The sequence below is a fragment of the Agathobaculum sp. LCP25S3_E8 genome, assembly GCF_052117165.1.
Lineage (GTDB): Bacteria > Bacillota > Clostridia > Oscillospirales > Butyricicoccaceae > Agathobaculum.
This window is the reverse complement of the sequence record NZ_JBQKJR010000098.1, coordinates 1-6,274: the sequence shown is the minus strand read 5'-3', so window position 1 is coordinate 6,274 and position 6,274 is coordinate 1. Positions and strand designations below refer to the sequence as shown.

Here is a 6,274-nt window from a genome sequence, read left to right as displayed (position 1 = left end):
CTATCCAACCATTTGCAGATGAGGTGGCAAACAACACCCGCCATAATAGAAAGAAAAAATGATGTGATTAAATCCAAGAGGTTACACCCCCTTTCTCTACCGGTCTGGGGGTGGTAGCTTATTCAGTATAACATAAAGGTGATAGGGCAACAAGCAGTGACGCGAAAAGCCGAAAAAGGAAGAAAACAAGAGATCAGCAGCGGAAAGTAAAAATGATTCAAAACACAATATCTTGCGGTTGAGATCATGAAAGAAAAAATGGGAAATCGCTTAAAATGGCTGAAAATGCAGGAATTTCGCACTTGACAGCAAAATGAGTTTACCAAAAACCATAGTTTTGTATAATTAATAGACAAATCGACATTACCCAAACTCATTTCAAGTAATGTAATAAATAGAGAGATTGAAATTACACCAAAATTGACATTTCTCTTGAAATATCAATCAAAAACGACAAAAATAGCAGATTAATTTACTGTGACCTGCTATTTTTTCGGGAATAAATGCTGCAATGGGAAATTTCTTATTGCTTTTTTCTTAAACGTGCTTTATACTAACAGCAACAAGCAAATAAAAAAACGACTTTTCAACACGAAGGCCAAGCGTCTAGCACACGCTAACCTTCCTTAGAAGAGAACCGATCTAGCACATCGGAGCCTTCGCAGTGAAAAATCGTTTTTCGTACAGATATTATATACTGTATGAAAGCGATTTGTCAAGCGTTGCAGCGGAATTTAAGCCGCCCGATTGTAAAAAATCGGGCGGCTTTTTTGTGTATGTTTTGGTAAAACCCGCAAAAACAGCGGTTTTTACATAGTAAAAAGTGAAAATCGAAAGGACAAGCCCCAATCCATTTTTGAAAAAATGGTAGCTAAGGGTTTGGTTCAGTGCGGCCTTTTTCCGGTCGCCCGGGGGAAGCTGCGCATCCGTAAAACGCAGGTGTGAACGAGCCGCTGCAGAAAATCGTTCCGGAGATCGGTGCTAAGCTGCCCCAGCGTTGCCGATCGACGTCAGTTCGGCTGACAGCACCGAACGGAAATAAGATGCTAAGCGGAGGATCGTGAGTGCGACACCTCCAGCGGCCTGCAGGATCACGATGCAGGCAGGCATGAGCCGTGCGACAAAACACGGTACAGGCCGCGCTGGTTGAATTACGGGGCAGCCAACTGATGGGGACTCGTCCGATTCCCATGATCGGTGTGGTAAAGTCCGGTTCGCCGGACTTACTCTGCCCTCCGAGGATCTGAACCGTTCCCATCATCTTGCACCTGACGGTGCTTCTTGTCAAGAAAGATTTTCGTTTTTTCTCTTTTTTCTCAGGAATGCCGCCGTGAGAATGGTGATGGGGGGAGCGCGGTTGTGGTCAGGTTGCTTGCAAGCTGTCCATCATCCGCGCTGGGGGGAAGAGGAAAGACGCGGGCGGCTGGATCTCGTTCCTCTTCCCCCTACCAGCGTAAGCTGGTTTTTAATTTACATTTTCCTTTGATAACTGTATGATAGAAATATCTTGTAAGAGGGGTTTATGGTTTATGGCTACAAAATCAATCCGGCAAATTGCTGATGAATTAGGGGTATCCAAGACGGCGGTGCGAAAACAAATCGCAAACCTTGGTTTGCAATCTAGTTTGCGAAAAAACGGAAACCAGTTCGCGGTTGATGAAGAGCAAGAAGCCAAGATAATTCGGGCATTTTGCGGAAAATCGCAAACCGAAAACGGAAACCAGTTCGCGAACCAAACGGAAACCAGTTCGCGAACCGAAAACCATGAAGTTTCCGATTTAGTTTCCGTTTTGCAAACTACGGTAACCGTACTGCAGGAGCAGTTGCAGGTCAAGGATCAGCAAATCGCCCAGCAGGCGCAGACAATAGATCGTCTATCGCATGCCCTGACAGCGGCTCAGCAGACGGCAGCTGCAGCCCAAGCACTTCACGCTGGGACGATCCAGCATCAGCTCTCAGAGGATGCCGGGCAGGATACTACTGAGGCCGAGCCGGTACAGCCTCGATCGTGGTGGAGTAGATTTTTCAAATGATAAGACCGACGGAAAATAATTTCCGTCGGTCTTATGTCTTTTCATTCAGTTATTTCTTTATTTCAGAAATAATATTTGAAATATATCCATATAGCTCATCTACGCTACTCTCATGAGAGACATTGTTTATGTAATAGAATGTATCACAACTGGCACGATATTTGATGTATTCGGTTACGTCCACATTGTTATCAAGACGCCATATGTCATCATCATATGGACTTACTTTGCCGACTGTAGCTGTTGCTACAGGAATAACCGGAACCATCATGGTATTTGCACGTTTGCCAGCCAACTGGCTTTCGACCTCACTTAGAACCCCCATGTCGGTCAGGTCTTGAAGAAAAGACTGATACTTTTCTTTTGTAAGCGGTGTGTTCCCATATTTATCCTTGAGCATTTCAAGCTGGCTTTCCGTAGGTAGCGCCTTGTCTGCATAGGATATATTATAATACTTGTTGGCCAGCTCTTCCCCGCGTTTCTCGATCTGTTCCTGCATCCATTCCGTGTATAACGCTTGCAGTGTTTGCGCTGTTTTTTGTATGGATGGCGAAAAGGATGGATTGGATGCATTACTCTGCAGCATATCTACAAAATTTTTCTTTTCCAGATAATCGCCGATTTTCGTTCCGGGGGTGACAGGGGACAATATCTGATTGGGGGCAGAATAAGCACCCGTATTATTTTGATATCCGATCAGTGCGCACATTTCCACATAGGAGGCGTTTTTCGGATTAATTTCGTTGATATGCTTGACGAAATCAAACGTGCTGCCATCGGACGCTGTGCCACGGATGCGGACAATCGGGTCATCATCGCGCGAGTCTGCAGTATAGGTTACATAGATATTTTGTCCATCTCCAGTGCCGCCGGAATAAATACAGTTTTCATTCGGAAGCCATACTTTGTAATCCGTTTGATTCTGTGATTGATACAGATTGGATTTCTTCGTATTTATCATGGAATTTGGGTATGCAAGCGTCGAGTATAATGAGGAAATCATCATGAATCACCATCTTTCATACAGGTTTAAACGTAAAACTGGTAGAAAAAGAAAGTGTCTTAGTAAAATTAGAACTGGAGCGATACAAAGCGTCAAAATCATATGTTCCGCCTTCATTCGGAATGGTGCCACAATCATACAGGTGATAGAAACCATCTGCTGTATTACCATAATTAATAAAATAGCCGGTAACTGTGAAATCTACTTTTTTATTATTAAATGTAGCAGTTGAGTTTCCATATCCAGTGACTTTCAGTAAAATTCCAAAATGATCTGGTTTATCAGCTAACCATCCATAGTCAGCAAGCTCAATTCTTGTAATGATAGGTGCAGTTTCACCTGTCCATGCCATAGGTTGAACGAGAGGCGCGGAATCAACAGAGTACGAGAGTTGCTTATCAGGTGAAACATTGATAGTATGATTATCGGCGGTAGGAGAAGCTGCAAAAGCATAAGATAAACAAAGGGTTAGAGCGATAATGGTAGATATGATTTTTCTTCTCATTAAAAACATCCTTTCTATCCTTTATTGGAAATACTTCATATATAATATCGGAACAAATAAAAGGTAAATAATGCAAAATGCGGAATTAAATAACAACGGTTTATCCGTTTGCGTATATCGTGAACGGGTAAACCGTTATATTCATAATAACATGTATATATTGACGGTATTGCAAGGCAGTGTTATACTATGAACATAGAATTATTTCTATCTTTTAGAGCCATATTGGGTGCGATACGCCCGGTGATGCATGGCTGCCATAGTAACCTTTGTGAATAGGAAAGTGCATCACGATCCTGCAGGAGTAACCCTTGTGAAAGTGCAGGTGTGAAATGTATCGTTGTAGGACTGGAAACCCGTTGAACGTAGCCGGACATACTGTAAAAGTGCCGGGGAGCTGCATCACTCCAAAAGGATGCCGACAGAACCCTAACTGCCGTAGATCGTCGAATAATAAATAGGGCTGCACACATAAGCAAGATAAAAAGTGTCGGGAGAAATCCCAAAACCGTCACACATAAGACGTTAAAAAGTGTATCTTTGCTGAATGTCGGGATCTTCTGATCCGGCAGGAAGCGGCTTAGCTTTAACATCACTGCATCAGGGGTAGATCTCATGGGCAGAAAAAACAAATCGTACTACAAGGATCTTCACCAGCAGGCTTACGACCGCCTGAACGGGATGCAGGCCTTTGGGGAGAGCAAGAAAGAAGCCGTAGCAAACGGCACTGACAGGGGGAAAATATTTTCTTTCAATACCTATCAGACATATTGGAAACACACGAAATATTTTTTGAAATACATTAAGGAAACCCATCCGGAGTGCACGACACTGAAAAGCGCGAAAAAATACGTGAACGAGTGGTTGCAGCTGCGTACGGATCAGGGACTTTCTGCGTGGACGATCCAGACAGAAGCAAAGGCACTGAGCAAGCTCTACGGTATCCAGCCGGATGACGATGGGTATTTTAAGCCGCCGAAGCGGAATCGAGAGGATATTAAACGGAGCCGCGGCGACCGTGTGCGGGATCGCCATTTTTCAGAAGAGAACAACGACGAGCTGGTCAAGTTCTGCAAGGGGACAGGGCTGCGGCGCAGTGAGCTGATGGAGCTGCGCGGGAAAGATCTGGTGACCATGGCGCAGATCGAAGACGAAATAGCCAGGCTAAATGCGCTGCCGGCCGGCGAGCGGTCAGCAGCGGCCGATAAGCGGCTTGAGATGCTGCAGGACACACGCTTGTTTGATGAAGAATATTTTACCCATGTACGAAACGGAAAAGGCGGCAGGGAACGTCTTAGCCCGATTATTGGCCGCTTTGCAGGGCAGATTATAGGGCGGATCAGGGAGACACCTGCAGAAGAAAAGGTTTGGCAGTATGTGAACACCAATGCCGACATTCACGGGTACAGGGCAGAATATGCAACAGCGATATACAAAGCCCATGCGCGGCCAATACAGGATATTCCGTATGATCGCGTACATCGGGGAACAGGCCGAAGATACCAGAGTGAGGTATATACCTGCAGGAAAGACGAAGCAGGCAAGAAGCTGGACAAGGCCGCTATGTTGGTCTGCAGCAAGGCGCTTGGTCATAACCGGATCAGTGTTGTAGCGGATAACTATATTCGTGGCCTATAAGAAAGCGGGAAAATAATGCCCAGATTTGTAAAGGAAAGACTATTAGGCGGATTTGCAGATATATCGGGAGATCAGAACAACCCGGAGTGTACGCATGTACTCCTGACCAAAGAGGAATATATGCGTCTCCTACAGGAAAAAGCAAAGGCAGAGCAAGAGAAACGATTTGCTGAGAGTGAAGCAAGAGAAAAAATCCGGATGTCAGAGCAGGAGCTGGAGTACCGGACGGCTGCAGCTGAGAAGTTCGCGAAAGAGAAGATCCAGCAGATGGAGCAGGAACTGGATGCGGAGAGAAGCGAGAGCGATTATCAACGCAGACTGAATGAGAACCTTCTCCGGATCTCGCGGGAACGTGCAAATGCGGATCGGCGGCTGCAGCCTAAGAAAGAACATACAGGTTATGTAGTCGTATCTTCTGCGGAAAAGGAACATAGCTATAGATATTGCGGAAAAACAAAAAAGGTGCTGCTGTGGGAGACTGTGCTGCAGAGCCCATATTCGGTAGATTTCACAGAAGAGCAGGCGCGGCATCAGATGCAGGAATTATTTAAACGGGGAGAAAATGGCGGATGGTTGATCAGTCAGATTGGGATTAGCGCCACTTACGGAAAGGGGTATGCGGAACTGATCCGCGAGAAAGAATGGAAGTCTGATGTTTCAAAGCGGAATGTCCTGCTGAGCAGACGGTTGCGGGCTAATTACCGCGCCGGATATTGGGAAATGATTTTTTTGCATACAAAGCCGCTAAGCGTTGTACCGAAGAATATGCGGGCGCGGTAATATGCGTAAAAATGATGAATAGTGTATGAATTCTTGCGATATACTTGCAATAGCCGTTGATATGAGCTATAATATCATTAGGCAAAAATGATGTGAGTGTCCAAGAGGGCACGCGAAAACCCCCGGAGGTCGCAACTCCGGGGGTTTTCTATTCCGTTGTGGGTGGGTGGCTTATACCCAAGGCTGGCTACCGGTTACTTCTTCCTATCCAACCATTTGCAGATGAGGTGGCAAACAACACCCGCCATAATAGAAAGAAAAAATGATGTGATTAAATCCAAGAGGTTACACCCCCTTTCTCTACCGGTCTGGGGG

Annotated in this window: 5 protein-coding genes; 3 read left to right on the top strand and 2 right to left on the bottom strand. The window is 45.3% G+C overall.

The window, feature by feature from the left end; translation table 11 throughout:
• The first annotated feature begins 1,529 nt into the window (after positions 1–1,529).
• A complete protein-coding gene (locus tag ACTQ34_RS17225; protein ID WP_441364841.1) occupies positions 1,530–2,033 on the top strand; it encodes a hypothetical protein in 504 nt (167 codons plus the stop codon).
• A 49-nt stretch (positions 2,034–2,082) separates the two neighbouring features.
• On the opposite strand, the gene ACTQ34_RS17220 is transcribed toward ACTQ34_RS17225, so the two are convergent.
• Positions 2,083–3,039: a hypothetical protein gene (locus ACTQ34_RS17220; RefSeq protein WP_441364840.1), complete on the bottom strand. Its 957-nt coding sequence runs from the start codon at positions 3,037–3,039 to the stop codon at positions 2,083–2,085.
• A 13-nt stretch (positions 3,040–3,052) separates the two neighbouring features.
• Complete coding sequence (locus tag ACTQ34_RS17215; RefSeq protein WP_441364839.1) at positions 3,053–3,541, bottom strand: hypothetical protein; 489 nt, start codon at positions 3,539–3,541, stop codon at positions 3,053–3,055.
• A gap of 615 nt (positions 3,542–4,156) precedes the next feature.
• On the opposite strand from ACTQ34_RS17215, the gene ACTQ34_RS17210 reads away from it, so the two are divergent.
• Positions 4,157–5,179, top strand: a complete 1,023-nt coding sequence (locus ACTQ34_RS17210; RefSeq protein ID WP_441364838.1) for a hypothetical protein — start codon at positions 4,157–4,159, stop codon at positions 5,177–5,179.
• Between the two features lie 267 nt (positions 5,180–5,446).
• Positions 5,447–5,959 carry a hypothetical protein gene (locus ACTQ34_RS17205; RefSeq protein WP_441364837.1) on the top strand — a complete coding sequence of 171 codons (513 nt, stop codon included), beginning with the start codon at positions 5,447–5,449 and terminating at the stop codon, positions 5,957–5,959.
• Positions 5,960–6,274 lie beyond the last annotated feature (315 nt).

What these genes read in the sequence shown, in the direction of transcription:
- ACTQ34_RS17225 (WP_441364841.1), top strand. Translation starts at nt 1,530, where the DNA reads ATGGCTACAAAATCAATCCGGCAAATTGCTGATGAATTAGGGGTATCC.
- ACTQ34_RS17220 (WP_441364840.1), bottom strand. Translation starts at nt 3,039, where the DNA reads ATGATGATTTCCTCATTATACTCGACGCTTGCATACCCAAATTCCATG.
- ACTQ34_RS17215 (WP_441364839.1), bottom strand. Translation starts at nt 3,541, where the DNA reads ATGAGAAGAAAAATCATATCTACCATTATCGCTCTAACCCTTTGTTTA.
- ACTQ34_RS17210 (WP_441364838.1), top strand. Translation starts at nt 4,157, where the DNA reads ATGGGCAGAAAAAACAAATCGTACTACAAGGATCTTCACCAGCAGGCT.
- ACTQ34_RS17205 (WP_441364837.1), top strand. Translation starts at nt 5,447, where the DNA reads ATGGAGCAGGAACTGGATGCGGAGAGAAGCGAGAGCGATTATCAACGC.